Source organism: Halorussus amylolyticus, assembly GCF_004143485.2.
GTDB lineage: Archaea > Halobacteriota > Halobacteria > Halobacteriales > Haladaptataceae > Halorussus > Halorussus amylolyticus.
The window spans coordinates 359,531-378,020 of sequence record NZ_ML974130.1; the positions used below are offsets into that span (position 1 = coordinate 359,531).

General features: G+C 63.8%; 17 protein-coding genes. 10 read left to right on the forward strand and 7 right to left on the reverse strand.

The genetic code is table 11. The features are described from left to right. The first annotated feature begins 38 nt into the window (after positions 1–38). From EKH81_RS01850 to EKH81_RS01860, 3 genes are all read left to right on the forward strand, one after another. Positions 39–2,855, forward strand: a complete 2,817-nt coding sequence (locus EKH81_RS01850; protein ID WP_132058034.1) for a midas domain-containing protein — start codon at positions 39–41, stop codon at positions 2,853–2,855. A gap of 264 nt (positions 2,856–3,119) precedes the next feature. Then, positions 3,120–4,409, forward strand: coding sequence for a CAP domain-containing protein (locus EKH81_RS01855; RefSeq protein ID WP_162224342.1), 1,290 nt, complete (start codon positions 3,120–3,122; stop codon positions 4,407–4,409). Positions 4,410–4,505: 96 nt separating this feature from the next. Further along, positions 4,506–5,285, forward strand: coding sequence for a hypothetical protein (locus EKH81_RS01860; RefSeq protein ID WP_132058032.1), 780 nt, complete (start codon positions 4,506–4,508; stop codon positions 5,283–5,285). Here the strand turns inward: EKH81_RS01860 and metX are convergent. After that, entirely contained in the window at positions 5,282–6,526 is a 1,245-nt protein-coding gene (gene metX / locus EKH81_RS01865; protein WP_132058031.1) for a homoserine O-acetyltransferase MetX, read from the reverse strand. The genes EKH81_RS01860 and metX overlap by 4 nt on opposite strands. Then, positions 6,523–7,839 (reverse strand): O-acetylhomoserine aminocarboxypropyltransferase/cysteine synthase family protein, encoded by a 1,317-nt coding sequence (locus EKH81_RS01870; protein WP_132058030.1) that lies wholly within the window; start codon positions 7,837–7,839, stop codon positions 6,523–6,525. The genes metX and EKH81_RS01870 overlap by 4 nt, the downstream gene beginning before the upstream one ends. 323 nt (positions 7,840–8,162) lie before the next feature. Between EKH81_RS01870 and EKH81_RS01875 the strand changes: the two genes are divergently transcribed. Both EKH81_RS01875 and EKH81_RS01880 read left to right on the forward strand, forming a co-directional pair. Next, the gene (locus EKH81_RS01875) at positions 8,163–9,227 is read left to right on the forward strand and encodes a S66 family peptidase (RefSeq protein WP_132058029.1); all 1,065 of its coding nucleotides are present in this window, start codon (positions 8,163–8,165) and stop codon (positions 9,225–9,227) included. A 361-nt stretch (positions 9,228–9,588) separates the two neighbouring features. Next, positions 9,589–10,797, forward strand: coding sequence for an MFS transporter (locus EKH81_RS01880; RefSeq protein WP_238392096.1), 1,209 nt, complete (start codon positions 9,589–9,591; stop codon positions 10,795–10,797). Positions 10,798–10,823: 26 nt separating this feature from the next. Here the strand turns inward: EKH81_RS01880 and EKH81_RS01885 are convergent, their stop codons facing one another. The 3 genes from EKH81_RS01885 to EKH81_RS01895 all read right to left on the reverse strand — a co-directional run bounded on the left by EKH81_RS01885 (position 10,824) and on the right by EKH81_RS01895 (position 13,103). Continuing rightward, a complete protein-coding gene (locus tag EKH81_RS01885; protein WP_132058028.1) occupies positions 10,824–11,168 on the reverse strand; it encodes a hypothetical protein in 345 nt (114 codons plus the stop codon). Between the two features lie 213 nt (positions 11,169–11,381). Beyond that, positions 11,382–11,807 carry a DUF5518 domain-containing protein gene (locus EKH81_RS01890; RefSeq protein ID WP_202935030.1) on the reverse strand — a complete coding sequence of 142 codons (426 nt, stop codon included), beginning with the start codon at positions 11,805–11,807 and terminating at the stop codon, positions 11,382–11,384. A gap of 126 nt (positions 11,808–11,933) precedes the next feature. Next, entirely contained in the window at positions 11,934–13,103 is a 1,170-nt protein-coding gene (locus tag EKH81_RS01895; protein ID WP_132058027.1) for a pyridoxal-phosphate-dependent aminotransferase family protein, read from the reverse strand. Between the two features lie 158 nt (positions 13,104–13,261). Between EKH81_RS01895 and EKH81_RS01900 the strand changes: the two genes are divergently transcribed. Both EKH81_RS01900 and EKH81_RS01905 read left to right on the forward strand, forming a co-directional pair. Next, the gene (locus EKH81_RS01900) at positions 13,262–13,447 is read left to right on the forward strand and encodes a hypothetical protein (protein WP_132058026.1); all 186 of its coding nucleotides are present in this window, start codon (positions 13,262–13,264) and stop codon (positions 13,445–13,447) included. A 113-nt stretch (positions 13,448–13,560) separates the two neighbouring features. Next, positions 13,561–13,797 (forward strand): PRC-barrel domain containing protein, encoded by a 237-nt coding sequence (locus EKH81_RS01905; protein ID WP_132058025.1) that lies wholly within the window; start codon positions 13,561–13,563, stop codon positions 13,795–13,797. Positions 13,798–13,825: 28 nt separating this feature from the next. Here the strand turns inward: EKH81_RS01905 and EKH81_RS01910 are convergent, their stop codons facing one another. Both EKH81_RS01910 and EKH81_RS01915 read right to left on the reverse strand, forming a co-directional pair. Continuing rightward, on the reverse strand, positions 13,826–14,680 hold the full coding sequence (locus EKH81_RS01910; RefSeq protein ID WP_202935031.1) for a TraB/GumN family protein: 855 nt from the start codon (positions 14,678–14,680) through the stop codon (positions 13,826–13,828). 150 nt (positions 14,681–14,830) lie between these two features. Beyond that, complete coding sequence (locus tag EKH81_RS01915; protein ID WP_132058024.1) at positions 14,831–15,613, reverse strand: sulfurtransferase; 783 nt, start codon at positions 15,611–15,613, stop codon at positions 14,831–14,833. Positions 15,614–15,844: 231 nt separating this feature from the next. On the opposite strand from EKH81_RS01915, the gene EKH81_RS01920 reads away from it, so the two are divergent. The 3 genes from EKH81_RS01920 (at position 15,845) to EKH81_RS19230 (ending at position 17,901) form a co-directional block, all read left to right on the forward strand. Further along, entirely contained in the window at positions 15,845–16,705 is an 861-nt protein-coding gene (locus tag EKH81_RS01920; RefSeq protein ID WP_132058023.1) for a sulfurtransferase, read from the forward strand. Positions 16,706–17,052: 347 nt separating this feature from the next. After that, positions 17,053–17,685, forward strand: coding sequence for a rubrerythrin family protein (locus EKH81_RS01925; protein WP_132058021.1), 633 nt, complete (start codon positions 17,053–17,055; stop codon positions 17,683–17,685). A gap of 54 nt (positions 17,686–17,739) precedes the next feature. Then, positions 17,740–17,901, forward strand: a complete 162-nt coding sequence (locus tag EKH81_RS19230) for a hypothetical protein (protein WP_202935032.1) — start codon at positions 17,740–17,742, stop codon at positions 17,899–17,901. Positions 17,902–18,490 lie beyond the last annotated feature (589 nt).

Consider the following 18,490-nt stretch of genomic DNA (forward strand, 5'->3'; position numbering starts at 1 on the left):
TGCAACCTCCTGCGGTCCCAGTGCCGCAGTAGGAACCTATGAGAGCAAACGAGACCAGAACGGGACGTGCGGTCGCACTCACGCTCGCCATCGTAATGATGGTCAGCGTGGTCAGTTTCGGAATGGCTGGAGCGGCAGTCGCACAGGACGATAACTGTCAGGACGCGGAAGACGATGTCGATGCTGTGGTGTCGAATACGCAAATCGAGATCGGCGACGACAACCGCCAACAGTTGCTCCGCTTGCTTGACATCATTCAAAATTCGAACCAAGATATCGACGAGGACAGCGACAATAATTGTCAAGAGTCGGACCAAGACAGCGAGGTTGACCTAGAGAACGACCAGGAGATCGACGGTGACGACAACGTTCAGGACGCCGACCAGCTCCAAGACGAGGACGACGAGGAGCCTAACGTCATCGAGAACGAGAACGAGCAGGATATCGAGGGCGGCGACGACAACGAACAGGAGAACGAACAGGAGAGCGAACTCGACCAAGAGAACGACCAAGAAATCGACGGTGACGACAACGAGCAGTACAGCGACCAAGAAGCCGAACTGGAGAACGAGAACGAGCAGGAAGTCGAGGGTGACGACAGCCTGAGCATCGGCTCGGACGCCGGTGACGACAACGAACAGGAGAACGAACAGGAGAACGAGGCCGAACAGGAGAACGAACAGGAAGTCGAGGACGGTGACGACAACGAACAGGACGGCGAGCAAGAGGTCGAACAGGAGAACGAGAACGAACAGGAAGTCGAGGGTGACACCGATTTCAGTGCTGGGTCGGACGCCGGTAACGACAACGAACAGGAGAACGAACAGGAGAACGAGGCCGAACAGGAGAACGAACAGGAAGTCGAGGACGGTGACGACAACGAACAGGACGGCGAGCAAGAGGTCGAACAGGAGAACGAGAACGAGCAGGAAGTCGAGGGTGACGCGAGCGATAGCTTCGGTTCGGACGCTGGTGAGGACAACGAGCAAGAAGCCGAACAGGAGAACGAGGCCGAACAGGAGAACGAGCAGGAAGTCGAAGACGGTGACGACAACGACCAAGAGAACGAACAGGAGTTCGAGCAGGAGAACGAGAACGAGCAGGAAGTCGAGGGTGACGCGAGCCAGAGTATCGCTTCGGACGCCGGTAACGACAACGAGCAGGAAGCCGAGCAGGAGAACGAAGGCGAGCAGGAGAACGAGCAGGAAGTCGAGGATGGCGACGACAACGAGCAGGAGAACGAACAGGAGGGCGAACAGGAGAACGACCTCGAACAGGAAGTCGAAGGTGACGCGAGCCTGAGTATCGGCGCGGACGCCGGTAACGACAACGAGCAGGAAGGCGAACAGGAGAACGAGGCCGAGCAAGAGAACGAGCAGGAGGTCGAAGACGGTGACGACAACGAGCAGGACGGCGAGCAGGAAATTGAGCAGGAGAACGAGGGCGAGCAGGAAGTCGAGGACGGTAACGACAACGAACAGGAGGCCGAACAGGAGAACGAGGCCGAGCAGGAAGGCGAACAGGAAGTCGAGGACGGTGACGACAACGAGCAGGAGAACGAGCAGGAGGGCGAACAGGAGAACGAAATCGAACAGGAAGCTGAGGACGACGACAACGAACAAGAGGGCGAACAGGAGAACGAACTCGAACAGGACGTTGAGCAAGAGGTCGAAGACGGTGACGACAACGAGCAGGAGGCCGAACAGGAAGCCGAGCAGGAGAACGAGGGCGAACAAGAGGCTGAGGGCGACGACAACGAGCAGGACCTAGAACAGGAGAACGAAGAGGAACAGGACGTTGAGCAGGAAGTCGAAGACGGTGACGACAACGAGCAGGAGGCCGAACAGGAGAGCGACCAAGAGAACGAAGCCGAGCAGGAAGCCGACGGCGACGACAACGAACAGGAAGCCGACCAAGAGAACGAGGACGAGCAGGAGGCCGAGCAGGAAGTCGAGGACGGTGACGACAACGAACAGGAAGCCGAGCAAGAGAACGAGCAAGAAAACGAGGCCGAACAGGAGGCTGACGGCGAGGACAACGAACAGGAAGCCGAGCAAGAGAACGAGAACGAACAGGAAGTCGAGCAAGAGGCTGAGGACGACGACAACGAACAAGAGGCCGAACAGGAGAACGAGCAAGAAAACGAGGTCGAGCAGGAAGCCGACGGCGAGGACAACGAACAGGAAGCCGAGCAAGAGAACGAAGGTGAGCAAGAGGTCGAACAGGAAGCTGACGGCGAGGACAACGAACAGGAAGCCGAACAGGAGAACGAACAGGAGAACGAGGCCGAACAGGAGGCTGACGGCGAGGACAACGAACAGGAAGCCGAACAGGAAAACGAGGCTGAGCAAGAGGCCGAACAAGAGGCGGACGGCGACGACAACGAGCAGGATGTCGAACAGGAGAACGAACAGGAGAACGAGGTCGAGCAGGAAGCCGACGGTGACGACAACGAACAGGACGCCGAACAGGAGAGCAACGTCGACCAAGAGGCCGAGCAGGAGGCTGAGGGCGACGACAACGAACAGGAGGCCGAACAGGACGCCGAAGTCGAGCAGGAAATCGACCAGGAGTCCGACGGTGACGACAACGAGCAGAGCGTCGAACAGGAGAGCAACGTCGAGCAGAACAGCGAACAGGACGCTGACGGCGACGACGAACAGAGCCAGAGCTCCGACGTGGACATCGAGCAGGACGACGAGCAGAGCCAAGACGGTGACGGCAACGAGCAGAGTTCGAGTTCGTCGATAAACGTCGAGTCCAACCAGGACCAGAGCCAGGGCGACGATGACGATGACGAAGACGACGAGGACGACGAGGACAACGACGCCATGGTCGCGCCCGTCGCGTTGTAGCGACTACCCGAACTGACCGGTCTATTTTTTCGGTGCTGTGCGAACGCGGAGACGCTGTTCGCGACCGACGTTCCGCGGGCAACAGAACGTTGATAGGGGACCGGCCGAAGCACTTGACCGCGCATGGCACGCGAGCGAGAACGCGACTGTAGCCCAGAGGCATCGCTGCTCGGCAGACGAAACTACCTCCGAACCGTTGGTGCGGTCGGAGCTCTCGGAGTGGGGTTCGGGGGCCGAGTATCGGCACGTCCGAACGGTCCGGCCGTGGACGCGACCGCGGTCACCGTCGACGAGAACTGGAAGACGGTTCGACTCTCCGACTCGCACTCGGATCCGGTCGTCGTCGCCCCCGCACTATCCTATCGAGGACCCCAACCCGCGTCTCCGCGTCTCCGGAACGTCACGGACTCGGCGTTCGACATCGCGGTCGAGGAGTGGCTCTACCTCGACGGCCCACACCGCGAGGAGACCGTGGGATGCGTCGCGACCGACCCCGGGCGATACGGCGTCGGTGACCTCGAACTCGAAGTCGGGCGAGTGCGGACGAACCACGACTGGACTGCTTTCGAGTTCGACTCGGCGTTCGCGACGACGCCGCTCGTGTTCACGCACGCCCAGACGGTCGCGGGTCCGCAACCGATGGTGACCCGGAACCGGGGCGTCTCCCGGTCGGGCGCGGCGGTCCGGGTTCAGGAGGAGGAGGCTCAGGGTCCCCACCGCTTCGAGGACGTGGGCTACCTCGCGGTCGAACCCGGGTCGGGGACGCTCGACGGCCGCGCGTTCGAGGCGGGGTCGCGCTCCGGCGTGGGCCACGGGTGGGAGACCATCGAGTTCGACGGCGACTACCGCGAGCCGGTGTTACTCGCCGACGTGCAGACGTTTCGCGGGTCGAACACCTGCTCGGTCCGGTACCGGAACCTTGGGGGATCGTCGGTCGATGTCAAGGTCGAGGAGGAGCGAAGCGCCGACAGAGAGACGGCCCACCTCGGCGAACGCGTGGGATATTTCGTCGTCGAAGGGGCCGACGAGGAGGACGGCGAGGCCGACGACCGGGAGGAATCGGACGAGAGCACCCCGCTCTCGGACCTCGACAGGGACCGGATCGAGGACCTCGTCCACGAACACGTCAACGAACGCCGGAGCGACCACGGACTGGGTGCGGTCGATTTCGATACGGACCTCCGCGAAATCGCTCGGTCTCACAGCGAGGACATGGCCGAGAACGACTACTTCAGCCACGAGTCGCCCGACGGCGAGACGCGAAGCGACCGGTACGACGAGTTCGGCTACGACTGCCGGGCGTACATTGACGAGAGCCGATACTACACCGGCGGCGAGAACATAGCGTACACGTATTACGACGCGAACGTCGCGACCGACGACGGCACCGTCCGGTACACGACCGCCGACGAACTCGCCGAGGGAGTCGTTCGCGGGTGGATGAACTCGGAGGGCCACCGCGAGAACATCTTGACCGAGGCGTGGAACAACGAGGGTATCGGCGTGTACGTCACGTCCGAGGGGAAAGTGTACGCGACTCAGAACTTCTGTTAGCTCCCGCTTCGATACCGAGTCCTCGACGCCAATTTCAACGCGGCCGACGCTGAACTGCAGGGGAAACCGTTTGTGACCGTCCAGCGTGGTAGTGCTATGTCACGCTTGCCGAACCGCCCGACTGCACTCCTACTCGCGGGGTTGCTGGTGGGAAGCCTCTTGGCGGCGGCCCCGGCCGCGGGTGACGGGGTGGGAAGCCACGGCGGTGAGTCCGAACAGAGACTGATTCCAACCATGACAACGAACGAAACACCGGTCGAAGTCGAGGTCGACTGTAATCGAAGCCGGGTCGAACTCGCGGCTTCCGAGGACTTCCGGTACGAGGTGACGGTGACCGTCGCGAACATCACGCCGTCGTCGAACGACGTGTCGCGTTCGACCCTCGGTTCAGTCTCGGGGAACGAAACTGTCGCGCTCGACGGCGAGGGAATCGTGTTCGTCTTCGCGAAGGATTCGACGGACGGCGGTGGCGTCGTCGCGACCGCCGTGACCGACTGTTCGGTCGCGACCGAACAGTCGGCCAGCGACGAGGGCACGACCGCGACGGAGTCCGACGACGACCCCGGGATTCGAATCGACTGCAACGAGAGCGAGGTCGCGTACACCGCGCCCGAAGAGACGGAGTACGTCGCGAAGACGGTCTCCGTGAACGTCTCGCCCACGGGCACGTCCGCGAGCAGCGCGACCCGGACGCTCGCGGGCAACGAGACGGTGTCAGTCGACGAGGGGACGCTCGTCGCGGCGTTCGCCTCGACCGGCGACCTCGGCGACGACCGGACTGTCTCGGTGATTCGAAACTGCTCGCCGTACGGCGACGAGCGACTTTCGGAGAACGCGAGCGATACCGACGACCGGAGCGGCGGTCTCGACGCTTAATCCCCGAACAGACTCGTGTGGACCGGTGCGAACTCCCGGTCCTCGTCGGTGTCGCTGACCGCCTTGCCATCGACGCCCGCCGCGAGGAAGTCCCGAACCGGCGGCCCGACCTCCTCGGGTTCGACGAGGAAGGCGTCGTGGCCGTGGTCGCTCTCGACGACGTGGTTCGCCACGTCCACGCCCGCCGACTCGAAGGCGGCCGCGAGTCGGTCGGCCTGCTCGACCGTGAAGTGCCAGTCGCCGGTGAAGCTGATTACGAGGGCTTCGCCGGAGAACCCCGCGAGCGCGTCGGCGTCCGAGTCGTAGCCCGACGCGAGGTCGTAGTCGTCCATCGCCCTGCTGAGGTAGAGGTAGCTGTTGGCGTCGAATCGCTCCACGAACTTCTCGGCCTGATAGTCGAGGTACGACTCGACCTCCCGGTAGGGGAAGTACTCGCCCGCGGGGTCGTCGGGCGCGAAGCCGTCGGGAATCACCATCCCGGCCGACCGCCGACCGAACTTCTGGTCCATCGAATCCTTCGAGAGGTAGGTGACGTGACCGAGCTGGCGCGCGACCGCGAGACCCTCCTCGGGGTTCGGACGGTCCTCGCCGTCGGACGAGTCCGACGAGCCTCCGGTCGCGTCGCTCCCGGAGACGCCGTAGTAGTCGCCGCCGTTCCACGCGTCGTCGCTCGTGATGGCCCGGCGCGCGATGGCCTCGATGGCGAGAATCTGGGGGTCGAGGCGGGCCGCGGTGGCGACCGGAACCACGCGGTCCACGCGCTCGGGATAGCGTTTCGCCCACTCCAGGACGTTCATGCCGCCGACGCTCCCGCCGATAACCGCGCGGAGGGGGCCGATTCCGAGGTGGTCGAGGAGTCGGGCCTGCGCGCGAGTCCAGTCGGTCACGGTCACGGCCGGAAAGTCGGTGCCGTACGGCTCTCCGGTTTCGGGGTCCTCGCTCTCGGGACCGGTCGTGCCGTAGCACGACCCCGGCACGTTCGCGCAGACGACGAAGTACTCGCGGGTGTCTACGGCCTTGCCCGGCCCGACTACGTCGCTCCACCACGCCGCGGCCTGTCCGTCCGTTGCGCCCCGGTTCGGGCCGGTGACGTGGGCGCTCCCGGTGAGCGCGTGACACACCAGAATCGCGTTGTCGCCGTCGTACTCGCCGTAGGTCTCGTAGGAGATTTCGAGGGGAATCGTCCGGCCGCACTCGAACTCGAACTCCCCGAGGTCGGTGGTGTCGCAGGTCCGATTCATGTTCGCACCCCCGCCGCGTCGGTAGCTGTCTCGATTGCCTGCTCGAAGTCGGCGAGCAGATTCGCGGGGTCCTCGATGCCGACCGAGAGCCGAATCAGGTCGGGCGAGACGCCCGCGGCACGCTGTTCGTCGGGCGAGAGTTGGCCGTGAGTCGTGCTTCCCGGATGAATCACGAGCGTCTTCGCGTCGCCGATGTTGGCGAGGAAGCTCGCGAGTTCGACGCGCTCGCAGAACGTCTTCCCGGCCTCGTACCCTCCTTCGAGTCCGAACGCTATCATCCCGCCGTAGCCGCCGTCCAGATACTCGCTCGCGTTGTCGTGGGTCTGGTGGCTCTCCAGTCCGGGGTAGGCGACCCACGCCACCTCGTCGTGATTTTCGAGGTACTCCGCGACGACGGCGGCGTTCTCGCAGTGGCGCTCCATCCGGAGCGGGAACGATTCCAGCCCTTGGAGAGTCTGCCACGCGTCGAACGGCGACTGCTGATTGCCCAGACTCCGGAGCGCGCGGAATCGGACGGCCGCCGCGAGCGGGGCCCCCGCGAAGTCCCGCGAGAAGTCGGTGCCGTCGTAGGCGGGGTTGTCGCCCGCGAGTTCGGGATACTTCTCGGCGCGGGCCTCCCAGTCGAAGCTCCCGCCGTCTACCAGCACCCCGCCGACTGTGGTCCCGCTCCCGTGGAGCCACTTGGTCGTGGAGTTCCAGACGACATCCGCACCGTGTTCGAGCGGGCGACAGAGGTACGGCGTGGCGAAGGTGTTGTCCACGACGAGAGGCGCGCCAGCGTCGTGTGCCACCTCGGCCACGCGCTCGATGTCTGGCGTGACGAGCGAGGGGTTTCCGACCGTCTCGAGGTGGACGTAGGCGGTGTCCGAGTCGATAGCGTCGGCGTAGGCGTCGTAGTCGAGGGTGTCCACGAATCGGGCTTCGACGCCGCGCTTGCTCGCGGTGTGTTGGAGGTACGCAGTCGTCCCGCCGTAGGTGTCAGTCGAGCAGACCACGTTATCGCCCGCGTCGGCGAGGACGAGCGTGAGCGAATCGAGCGCGGCCATCCCGCTCGCGGTGGCCACCGCACCGGTTCCGCCCTCCAGCGACGCGAGTCGCCGTTCGAGCGCGCGGGTCGTGGGGTTCGAGATGCGCGAGTACACGTCGCCTTCGGCGTCGAGCGCGTAGAGGTCGGCGGCGTGCTCGGCGTCCTCGAAGGCGTAGGAGGTAGTCTGGTAGATTGGCGGCGCGCGCGCCCCCGTCGCCGGGTCGGCACCGTGGCCCGCGTGGAGGCTCCGGGTGTCGAAGCGCGGCTCGTCGTCGCGGTCGGTCATGTGTTAGAGTCATATTCTTGGAGGAGTTTATAACTCTCAGTTACGGCAAGGATTGCGAATTCGGTCGAAAAGTCACCGCAATGTCCTTGTATGCGAATCAGCTTACTAAGAGACCTGAGCAAGAGCATCCGTGAGGGTGCAGGCCTCTGGTCAGACTCGGACGCCGCAGAGAAGGCTCACGAAGCACGAAAGAACACAAAACAGAGCGTACGGCCTCGGTGACGCTGTCCGACAGTAGCGTTCTCATCGACAATCTCGCCGTCGCCGATGTCTCGACCACCGCTCCGAAACTCCTACGGAAGCCGACACCAAACTGTTCGACCATGACCGACTTCGTCGTCCCGTCCGCGCTCGAACCCGGCGACCGCGTGGCGATAGTCGCGCCCGGTTCCAACCGAGCGACCGACTACCCCCACGTCTACGAACTCGGACTCGAACGCCTCCGCGAAGTCTTCGACCTCGAACCCATCGAATTCCCGACCGCGACGAAAGACAGCGAGTACCTCTACGACCACCCCGAGAAGCGCGCTCGGGACGTGATGGACGCCTTCGCCGACCCCGAGATTTCGGGCGTCGTCACGACCCTCGGCGGATTCGACCAGATTCGAATCCTAAAGCATCTCGACCCAGAAGTGCTGCGCGAGAACCCCACCAGATTCTACGGCATCAGCGACAACACCAACCTCGCGTGCTACCTCTGGAATCTCGGCATCGTCTCGTTCTACGGTGGAACTGTGCTGACCGACCTCGCCATGCAGGGGTCGATGCACGACTACACCGTCGAGCATCTCGAACGCGCGTTCTTCGCCGACGACCTCGACGCCTTCGGCGATATTCGTCCCGCAGAGCGGTTCACCGACGAGGACCTGGACTGGGCCGACCCCGAGAATCTGGACGAGCATCGCGAGATGGAACCCAATCCGGGGTTGACGTGGCGGGGGGCCGACCGCGCGGTTTCGGGCCGAACGTGGGGCGGGTGTCTCGAATCGCTCGACATGCAACTCCGGACCGGCCGCTTCCTCCCGGCACCCGAGGACTTGGACGGCCGGATTCTCCTGCTCGAAACGTCCGAGGAACTGCCCGATGCGATACACGTCCGGGAGATTCTAATCGGCATGGGCGAGCGCGGTCTGCTCTCCCGCTTCGCGGGCGTCCTCGTCGGGCGCGCGAAGGCGCGCAATCTCTTCGAAGACCCCGGCCCGGAGGCCCGTGCGGAGTACCGCGAGAATCAGCGCGAGACGATTGCGGAGGTGGTCGCCGAGTACAACCCCGACGCGCCGGTCGTCTTCGACGTGGACTTCGGCCACACTGCGCCCGCGATTCCGGTTCCGGTCGGCGGGGTCGCGGAACTTGACCCTGAGAGCGAGCGCCTTGTTTTCGGCGGCTGAGCGCCTCTCGGTCTCACGTTCGAAATACTCGTTCAATTCGCATTACTGGCCATCTGCTCGTCGTCGGATACTTTCGAGATGGTCGCTGGCTTCGGCGCTCAGCTCGTCGCAGGGTATCGGTTTCCGCTGTGACGCTGCTTGTTCGATTCGACGTTCGAGGTCTTCGATGATTTCGTCGGCATTCCGTTCGGGTTCGGTGATTTCTCGGCCCTCCTTTTCGGAAAATCCCCCGTGATTGTCATAAGCGTTTTGCGAACCGCGATTCCCCATATGAGTACGCAAATCGCGTTCGACAATTGGTCCACCGACTCCCTTCACCGATTTATAAGGCGGCGGAGTTCCCACACGGAAGTATTCAACCGTGACCTCCACCGAACGCGCCAGACAGTTGCTCGCGGCCGTGGTGTTCGCGGTCCTGCTCGCGCAGGTGTTGCTCTACCCCGGCGTTCCGGACCTCGTGGCGGCGGTCGGCGCGACCACCGCGCTCGACGCCAGCATGTGGTTTCTCGCCGCGGAGTTCGCGGCGTTCGTCGCGTTCGCGGGCGTCTGGGGCGCGATGAGCGACAACTTGGGTCGGCGCGTCCCGCTCATCGTCGCGGGCGCGGTCGGCGGTGCGGTCGGCTACTTCGCGCTCGCGCTCCTTCCCGCCGCGCTCTCGCTGTCGTTCAGCGAGGTGCTGGTGGTCCGCGCGCTTCAGGGCGCGACCACTATCGGCGCGTTCTCGCTGGCGATGACGATGCTGATGGACTTGGAGGGCGGCCACGGCAAGAACATGGGCGCGGCGGGCATCGCCATCGGTCTCGGTACCGCCATCGGCGCGCCGCTCGGCGGGCGACTCTACGGCGTCGGCGCGCTCGCCCCGGTGTACGCCGCGGGCGGCCTGCTTCTCGTCGCCGCGGTTCTCGCGCTCCTCGTGCCCGACCGGGCGCCCGCGGAGTCGCCCGCCGTGCACGGCGGGCGACTCCGCCGCGCAATCGACACCCTGACCGCGCGCCCGGCGCTCGGCGTGCCCTACGTCTTCGGGTTCATCGACCGCTTTACGGCGGGCTTTTTCGCGCTCGTCGGCACCGTCTACTTCCGGGAGGCGTTCGGTCTCGACGCCGCCGCGACCGGCCTGATGCTCGGCCTATTCTTCGCGCCGTTCGCGCTACTCCAGTACCCCTTCGGCGTCCTCTCGGACAGCATCGGGCGCACGCTACCCATCGTCGCCGGGTCGGCGGTGTACGGTCTCGCGGTCCTCGCGGTCGGTCTCGCGCCCACCGTCACGACCGCTGGCGCGGCGATGGTCGGCGTGGGCGTCATCGGCGCGTTCATGGCCCCCGCGACGATGGCGCTCGTGACCGACCTCTCGCCGGATTCGGGCCGTGGGACCGCGATGGCCGGATTCAACGTCTTCGGGAGTTTGGGTTTTCTCGGCGGCATCCTCATCGGCGGGACGGTCGCCGACGAGGTCGGCTTCCTCGCGGCGTTCGTCGTGGCGGGTGTGCTGGAGACGGTGATTGCGCTGGTCTCGATTCCGGCGTTTTTGAAAATTGGGGAGACGGGAGAGACGGCCGTTTTCGGGCGGTAGAGATTGGACCTCCGCTTGCGCTTCGGCTACCGTTGCCATCCCGACACCTCGCCCGCGTACAGAACGTGTACCACGACGAACGACGCGATAGCGAGCATACTCCCGCTGACGAAACTGAAGACCAATGTGGTCGGGATTTCGATTACCTGCGCGAGGCCCCAGATGCAAACGACAAAGAGAACGAGCAGTAACGCTCGGCCGAGAATTCCGATTGCTTCGAACCAGTTTTCGACCCGCTTTCCGAGTGACGAACTCGCAATCGGCCCCATCGCTATCATCGTCGAAATGAACCCGAACACCGAAAGTTCCCAAACGATGCTCTCGACCGTTTGGACGTTGAGTGCGGTCCACACGACGGCCAACCCCGCCATTACGATGTCGCTCCAGGTCGGCGCATGGTCCGGAAACCAAAATGAACGACTCAGAACACTTCTCACGGCTTCCTGTTCGTTCGTCACATAAATAAAACATTTCGGGTCGTTTCGAGGTTCCTCCCCTAGTTATACTCCGATTCAGCGACGGCACGACAATCTCGAATTCCGTGAACTGCTCACTGTTCCGGACCGCAGAATGAGGTGTCGCCTTCAGTTAGCGTCCGGAGTGGGGCCGGTTCCCGTGATTGCTCCTCCGATTCGTGCGCCGACCTCTCCGACGACAGCGGAGAGTGCGAACCCGAAGGCTACGACAAATAGCGTCATGATTGTAGCTGTGGCGGTGAACCATGCAGGGCCAGACAACCCGGAGACATCTGTGAGCATCTGACCGAGCATCCAAACGACCGGCACTGCTCCGACGAGTCCCGTCAGGACCCCTGTTCCTTTACTGGTGCCGTAGTGTCGTTTAGAGAGGACGCCGACGAGTATGCCGACGAAGAACACCGCTCCGAGAGACACCGTTGACCCGTCATCCGAATAGCTCAACGCAACAAAAACGGCCGCTAAAATTCCACCGGGAACACTGTATCTCCACTTCTCCGTCACGGAGGACCGGATATTCGCTCTGTTCTTCACGTTAGCAACTTTGTCTTTTCGGACTGTATACCTTTTCGGTATAGTTGGAACCTCAAGAACTCCGCTATCAACCCAGGACGAAGAACGAGCGACTAGAGCCACGTATCCGTACGGATACTGTCTCGATTACCGCAGTTCTTCTCGCGCCGCGTCGATTCCGGCCTGCTTGTCCACGTCAGCGCCGACTTCCTCGAAGGCTTCGCCGATGGTCCGCACGCCGCGAAGAATCTGTTCCGCGGAGAGGTGGCCCATGTTGCTCACGCGGAAGATTTCGCCGCCGAGGTGGGCTTGGCCGCCCGAGATGGAGACGCCGCGGTCGGCCACCGCGTCGAAGAAGGCGTCCGGATTCTCGCGAACGTCCGCCGGGAGCGAGATGGCGGTCAGGGTGTTCGAGTACTCGGTCGCGTCGTTGCGCTCGGGGAACGATTCGAGACCCATCGCATAGAAGCCCTCGCGGAACGCTCGGGACTGCTGGCGGTGGCGCTCGATGCGGGCGGGCATCCCCTCGTCGGCGATGTCCTCGACGGCGATGGCGAGACCGCGGAACAGCGGAACCGCGCTCGTGAACGGCGTCTGGTGGGACTCGGCCTTCCGGAGATGCCAGTCTAAGTCCTCGTAGAACGGCGCGGACTCGCCGTCGAACGCCTCCTGTGCGCGCTCGGTGGCGTACATCGCCGAGGTTCCGGGCGGCGCGGCCAGACACTTCTGGGCGTCGGTCACGGCCACGTCCACGTTCCAGTCGTCGATGCGGAACTCGTCGCCGCCGATGGAGGTCACGCCGTCCACCACGAAGGTGGCGTCGTGTTCGGCCGCGATTTCGCCGACCGCTTCGACGGGGTTCAGGAGGCCGGTCGAGGTCTCGTTGTGGACCATCGTCACCACGTCGGTGTCGTCGTCCACCGCGTCGGCGACCGCGTCGAGGTCGAGCGACTGGCCCCACGTCGCCTCCACCGCATCGACCGAGGCGTACCGGTCGGCGATTCGCTTGAATCGCCGACCGAACTTCCCGTTGACGAGCGGGACGACCTTCCCGCCGTCGCCGACGAGGTTGGCGACCGCGGCCTCCATCGCCATCGTCGCGGTCCCGTTGAAGATGAGGCTCGTGCCGTCGCTCGCGGTCGAAGACCCGTCGAGCGTCGATTCGGTGAACACGTAGTCGAGCGCGTCTTGGGCGCGCTCGTAGACCGCTTCGAACTCGGCGGAGCGGTGCGATACCATCGGTTCGCTCATCGACTGACACACCTCTCGCGTCACGGGGACCGGACCCGGATTCAGGAGGAGGAAGTCCTCTCGCATGGGCGAACTGACGGCGGCCGACGGCTTAAAGTCGCTGATGCTCGCAAATGACGCCCTTTCCATCGAAAAACGTCAGGTGTCCGGCACTCGCCGCGAAAAACTGTCGATGAAAAATAGTATGTGCGAACGCGGATTCGTTTCCAACGAGCAGACCGAAAATGAACCGAACCGGACCGCTATTGGTCGCCGTCGGCGGCGCTCTCGGACTGTTCCCGGACGTGCTCTCCCTGCTGTTCGGATACGACCGTCTGCTCGACTCTACTCTCCTCTCGCTGTTCGGAGGCGTTTTGACGCTCGGCGGGTCCGTCCTCTTGGTCAGAGAACTCTTCTCCAAAGAGACCTGAGCCGTCGAAATCGGCTGCCGTGCCGAGCGAAAACCGCGTGCGAACGCTTCCCTCTCCGTCCCTCGACAGGTGGCCACAGCAGTGATGTGTGAATCCGGCGTACCTCCGTTGCAATGGCGAACTTTACAGAGCGCGACGAGGGCAAACCCGTCGTAATGGGAGACGAAAAGGTGGGCATGATTTCGCGAGTCGAACACGGCACCGCACACGTCAAGCCCGACGCGGGCATCACCGACAAAATCAAGTCCACACTCGACTGGGGCGACGCCGACGAGGACACCTACCCAATCGAGGAGAACCACGTCGAGACGATTACCGACGACGAAGTCAGACTCGAAAGCCACATGTAGGCCCGTCGGGGGCGCGGTGCCGTCCGAACTATTTCTTTAGCCGACGCGCGATGCCGTCGAGGTGGTCGATGCCCACGACAGCCACGGCGTCGCCTCGCTTTCGAAGATTCCGCAGATTCTGCGCCATGCACTCCTCGCGCGTCTCGTCGCGGAGTCGAATCGACTCCGGGGCGTCGAACGTCCGGAGGAACGATAGCGACCGCTCGGCCTGCTGGCGCTCGTCGCGGGCCTGCGCCTCCGGCGGGTCCGAGCGCGTGCAGTCGTGGGCTACCGGGTCGCCGACCTCGACCCGGAGCGAGGTCCGGGTGGCGAGGCTCGCGGCGGCCCGGCAGACCATCGCGTGGCGAGTCACCGACGCGACTCCCGATGCCACGCGCCGGACGGTCCCGGCCGTCGCGCGTTCCTCCCAGCAGTTCCGGGCGAGTCGCGCTAGAAACGCGGGCGTCGGCGCGTCGATGCCGACCACCTCGCTGTCCGAATCGCGGGCGGCCTGCACCGCGGCGCTCATCTCGCCGCCGAACGACGGCGGCGCGCCGTCGTCCCCGGCGTAGGCCCGGTAGAGGGGTACCGCAAGCGCCGGGAGTTCGAGCGCGACCGCCTCGGGAGCGCGCTCGCGCACCACCGCTCGCGCGCGGAACGCGCTCGCGGGGTGGTCGTGAACCACCCCGACGAGCGTCACGTCGCCGTGGTCGGAGTGAGAGACGGTTCGGACGTACTCGGCGTTCAGTCGGGGGTCCGTGGCATCTGACGGGTCCGAGGTCTCGGAGCGGTTGGAGGCGTCGGAGCTATCGGGAGCGTCGGAGCTATCGGGGGTCGGTGCGTCCGGAGCGTCGGGCGATTCGACCGAATCGGGGTCGGAGAGGGTGTCGGAGGGCGCGGACATCGACTATGAGCGGTGGTATCAGCCACAACATTTAATAGTTGCGTAGTCGCCTTGAACTTCTCCTCCAGTCAGCGTCTCGACGCTCCGGGTTCCGGGTCGCGCTTCGAGCGCGCGTGCGCGCTCGGAGCGCGGACACTCCGCGACTCGCCGTCACTCCTCGGTTTCGAGGGGGCCGCCGACCTGCTCCCACTCGGTCAGGCTCCCCTCGTAGAACGCCAAATCCTCGTAGCCGAGCGACGAGAGGACGACGTAGGTGTGGCTGATTCTCCGGGCGGTGTTACAGTAGAGGACCACGCGCTTGTCGGGCGCGATGCCGTAGGAGTCGAGAACCGACTCCAATTCGTCGCGGGGTTTCAGCCCGCGAGTCTCGTCGTCCACGAGTTCCTTCCAGTCGAGGTTGATAGCGCCGCGGATGTGGCCCTCCGCGAACTCCCAGTCGTCGCGGGTGTCCACGATGACCGAGTCGGGGTCGTCGATGGCGTCCTCGACGGTTTCGTGGTCCACGAGCGGGGAGTTCGCTGGCTCTTGAACGTCGTACTCGACCGGGTCGATTTCGGGGACTTCGGTCGTGGTCTCGTGTGCGCGAGTCCACGAACTGTAGTCGCCGTCGAGCAGGTGGAGTTTCTCGTGGCCGTACAGTTCCGCGGTCACGAGAAACCGCGCGGCGAACACGCCGTGCATATCGTCGTAGGCGACGAGGGTGTCGGCGGCCGAGACGCCCGCTTCGCCCAGCAGGTCGGCCCACGCATCCGCGCCAGGGAGCATCCCCTCGTCGGAGTCGTCTGCGCTCCGAAATCTGTCGAACGGAATGTTGACCGCGCCGGGAACGTGGCCGATGCCGTCGTACTCCCACGCGTCGCGCACGTCCACGACTCGGACTTCCGAGAGGTGGTCGGCGAGCCAGTCGGCGCTCACTACGACGTTCTCGCTCATGGGTTCGGGGTTGGTCCTCCGCGAGTATAGGTGTCCGGTTCCGGGGCGGATTCGCACCGTCTCGCAGATTCCGGAAACGATCACCGGTTTCGTCCGCCCCGGACGTATCAGATTCAGCGAACGTCTCCCCCCGGCCCGCAATCCCGGCAATCCTTTCCGGAAGGGGCGACATGTGGCGGAACCTACCGTGGCTAACAAGGATAAGGGGACGGAGGTCGTACGGGAAGACGTATGAGCGATTCAGCGTACGCAAACGACGTGGTCGTCACCGCCGACTGGGTGGAAGACCACCTCGACGACTTCGAGAGCGACGACCCCGAGTACCGACTCGTAGAAGTGGACGTGGACACCGAGGCCTACGACGAGGCCCACGCGCCCGGAGCCATCGGCTTCAACTGGGAGACTCAGCTTCAGGACCAGACCCAGCGCGACATCCTCGAAAAGGACGACTTCGAGGACCTGCTGGGGAGCCACGGCATCACCGAGGACTCGACGGTCGTGCTGTACGGCGACAACGCGAACTGGTTCGCGGCCTACGCCTACTGGCAGTTCAAGTACTACGGCCACGACGACGTGCGCCTGCTCGACGGCGGCCGCGAGTACTGGGTCGAAAACGACTACCCCACCACCGACGAGGTGCCGGAGTTCTCCGAGCAGACCTACGACGCCGGCGGCCCGCGCGAGTCCATCCGCGCGTACCGCGACGACGTCGAGAAAGCCATCGACCGCGGCGTTCCCCTCGTGGACGTTCGCTCGCCCGAGGAGTACAGCGGCGAAGTGCTCGCTCCGCCGGGCCTTCAGGAGACCGCCCAGCGCGGCGGCCACATCCCCGGCGCGAAGAATATCTCGTGGGCCGCGGTCACCAACGACGACGGCACGTTCAAGACCCGCGACGAACTCGCTGACCTCTACGCCGACGAGGGAATCGACGGCGAGGGAACCACGGTCGCCTACTGCCGCATCGGCGAGCGGTCGTCGGTCGCGTGGTTCGCGCTCCACGAACTGCTGGGCTACGAGGACACCGTGAACTACGACGGGTCATGGACCGAGTGGGGTAATCTCGTGGACGCGCCCATCGAGACCGGCGAATAGACGACATCCAACGTTCTTTTCGCGTCGCGCCGAGACTCCCGAGACGGAACGCCGACCGGCCACCTGTTGCGCTCGGTGACACAGACCACGGGAAACGCCCGGTGACACCAGCCGCCGAGGGTGGGACTGAAAGGGGCCGCTTGCTCGGCGAACCCCGGCGACGCAAGCACTGGAAGGAGCGAACGGGGTGAGCGACTGAAGCGCGCAGCGAGCCGCGGGAGTCGAGCAAGCGGGGGCTTTCGAGGCATTCTTCGCGACGATGCGGGAAGCGATTCCATCGGTACGCATCCCGTCGTTTCCTCGCCGCCGTCGCTACTTACAAACGCCCGCCGTCCGTACCCCCACGCATGAATCCCGACGAATTCCTCGACGCCGTCCGCGACGACAACGAAACCGCGCTTTCGCGTCTCGGCTCCTCGAAGTCGCTCTACGCCGAGACCGAGGGTGAGATGGACCCCGAGACCGTGTTCCGCGCGGCCGCCGACGCCGAGTACGCCGCGAGCGAGACGTTCCAGACGTGGGCCGACGACGAGGACGCCAGCGAGAGCGTTCGCGAGACCTTCGCCGACTTCGCCGAGCAGGAGCGCGACCACTACGAGCAGGTCGTCGGAAAGCTGGACGACGACCACGAACCGAGCGAGGTTCCGGCGGTTCACGACTACCTTCGGGGAATCGAGGACGATTCCGGTCGAGTCGGCGGCTTCCTCGGGCGCACGCTCGCCAGCGGGAAGTCCAAAGAGCAGATGGTCGGCTTCTTCGTCGGACAGGCCGACCCCCAGACCGCCCAACTGTTCCGGGACTTGGGCGGCGACTTGGACGGGCAAATCGAGCGCGCGACCGAGCTTTTGGCAGAAGTCTGTGAGAGCGACGAGGATTTCGAGCGCGCGCTGGAGGCCGCGAGCGGCGCGATTCAGGCGGCGTACGACGAGTACACCGAGACGCTGGAGGGGATGGGTGTGAATCCGAAGCCGGTGTGCTAATCGGTCCGATTTTGCCGCCAAGGTTTAGCTTCTCTGCGGCGTAGCCCGGTCGGTATGCCTCACAAGAAGCACCACCGATGCAATCTCTGCGGCAAGGACTTCGAGAGCGGCGGCGACCTCGAAGACCACATCGAGCGAAGACATCCCGACCGCGACCTCCACTGGTGGGTCGTGGCTGAAGACCCGCGAGACTTGCCGTTCGAAGTCCACGATTGAAGGAACAGATTAATAATATTCTATTTGATATTAGTGGCCGGAAATACAATGGTCGGTGACGAACACGAATTAGAGCCTTCTCGTTTATTGCTAGTGGTAACGGTAATTCTTTCGAGTTCGTTCGCTATGGGTGTCGTTTTCCCGATTGATGCTACTCTCGGAATCAAACGGTTCACAGGCATCTCGTTTGCTAATTTTCCGCGAATACTACTCGTCTTCTTAGCGTTGATTCCGATTCTTGGCATCCCACTTTTTACGCGTAGATGGCTAACGCCCAGAACCACGGTACGTGAACGGAGGATAGTGTTTGTGGTTGCAGCGGTTGGTGGTTTCGTAGCTTTTTACGCTTGGAAAGCCACGATGGCTCTGTTAATTCGTACCGCACCGACTCTCATCCCTGTCGTAATCTTCGGTATCTCTCTCGGTTTGATTTACCTGTTTCGAGAGTTTCAGAGGGTCGAGCAAGTGAGTCAAAAACGGAAACAGTGGTTCGCACGGAGCAAAATAACTCTCCGTGATATTCGTCACCCCCGTCGAATTATTGCAGGCCCCTATAAGCGAGGACACGTTTTCTCGCTTATTTTCAACC